This window comes from Arthrobacter sp. E3, from assembly GCF_017353415.1.
Lineage (GTDB): Bacteria > Actinomycetota > Actinomycetes > Actinomycetales > Micrococcaceae > Specibacter.
Window position 1 is genome coordinate 1 of sequence record NZ_JAFMPX010000078.1, and the last position, 1,606, is coordinate 1,606.

The window sequence follows — 1,606 nt, forward strand, 5'->3', positions numbered from 1 at the left end:
CGGGATTGACCGGGCCACCGTGAGTTTTCAAAACGCCGATCAACGCTAAATGTTACCGATGTCTTGAGGCAGCGAGTGTCACCGATGTCCTGATACAGAAGTGTCACCGCTGCCTTGAGACATCACAGTATGAAATTGTCCCCGCGTTCATCCTCAACGTCATCGTGGCCGTGGTTGTCTCCAAGATGACCTACAAGCCGAACCCGGTGATTGAAGAGGAATTCACTGCCATGCTCGCCGAGTCCAGCGACAACAAGCCTGCCGCCATGGCAATGGAGTAGCCGCAACGCTGCTGCAGGCCAACCCGCCAAGTTGGCTACTGATGGCCCCGCCCCGACGTCGTGTGTTCATACGACGGCGGGGCGGGGCCATTCTTTGCGCCTATTTACGTGACAGCACGTCTGAGGTGTTGAGGATGACGAACTCGTGCTCTTCGGTCAGCACGTTGAGGTAGCCGGAGTCGACGCTGAGGACGTAGCCAATGAGAGTCCCGTGGGTGGTTTGAATCTGTTCCTGCGGCACCCATGGCGTCTGGATGAACGCGGCGACGAGCAGGATCGCCACGGCAGCCACCACGCCCACGCTGGCCATCGCCACCGAGAGCATGCGCCGCAGCCAGTGTTTTGTGGAAAGCCGGTGCGTCAGGGCAAACAGCACGAAAACTGCAGCCGATGCCACCGGCAGCCACCAGATCTTAAAGCTGACGGTCAGTGCGATCAGGGTGACCAAACCCAAGGTGGTGGCCAGCAGCACCGTTGCCCGGTGCCCGAGCGAAGACCACAAGAATGTGGCGATGAGGAGCGGAAGAACCACCACCAGCAAAATTTGCACCAGCACGTGCCCGGCCATGAGGGACCCGAAGACAAGGGCCAGTGCGTCGCTGGGACTGAGCGTGGTGCTGACCGCGAACGCCGTATTCCAGTCATACCCGGACACGGCAAAGATCCGCAGAATCAGAAAGACGAACCCCACAGCGGTCGCGGGCGCCAGATCTCCGGCTGAGAAGCGCTCCGCCTTCTCGGAGGGACCCACTTCAGCGCTCGACTCGCTGGCGGCGCCCTCGGAGTTGCCCTCGGTGCTGCTTTCGGAGGCGTTGTCGGCGGTCACCGGCTGCAAACCTTGCCAGCGAGGAGGGTTTGGGACACGGCAATGTGCTCGATCTGCGTCGGCTCGATCTCCAGCGGATTCTCCTCGAGCAGCACCAGATCGGCATACTTGCCTGACTCAATGGAGCCGGTGATGTTGTCCGCGCGGCACTGCCAGGCGGCATCAATGGTGACGGCGCGAAGTGCCGCCTCCACCCCTATGCGCTCATCGACATTGAGAACTTCTCCGCCCTCGGCCATGATCCGGGTGACGGCATCTTGGACGTAGCGCAATGGCTCCAGCGGAGTGACGTTCCAGTCGCTGTGCAGGGAGATCTTCAGACCGGCGCGCAGTGCGGAAGCGCACGGATCGTAGAAGTCTGAGCGTTCGGGCCCTAGTAGTACTTTGTTAGGTCTTGTGCGGGGGCCTTTTAATTTTGTGTGGGATCTGTTAATTTTGTTGTGTTATGTCGCAGGACATCGGTGACACTTCTGTATCAACACATCGGTGACAGTTCTGC

Annotated in this window: 2 protein-coding genes; both read right to left on the minus strand. The window is 59.9% G+C overall.

Features of this window, described 5'->3' with window-relative positions; all coding sequences use genetic code 11:
* Nucleotides 1-381: 381 nt before the first annotated feature.
* A complete protein-coding gene (locus JMA46_RS16665; protein ID WP_207346467.1) occupies nucleotides 382-1,107 on the minus strand; it encodes a hypothetical protein in 726 nt (241 codons plus the stop codon).
* Entirely contained in the window at nucleotides 1,104-1,541 is a 438-nt protein-coding gene (locus tag JMA46_RS16670; protein ID WP_207346468.1) for an amidohydrolase family protein, read from the minus strand. Before JMA46_RS16670 ends, JMA46_RS16665 begins: the two co-directional genes overlap by 4 nt.
* Between the last annotated feature and the right edge of the window lie 65 nt (nucleotides 1,542-1,606).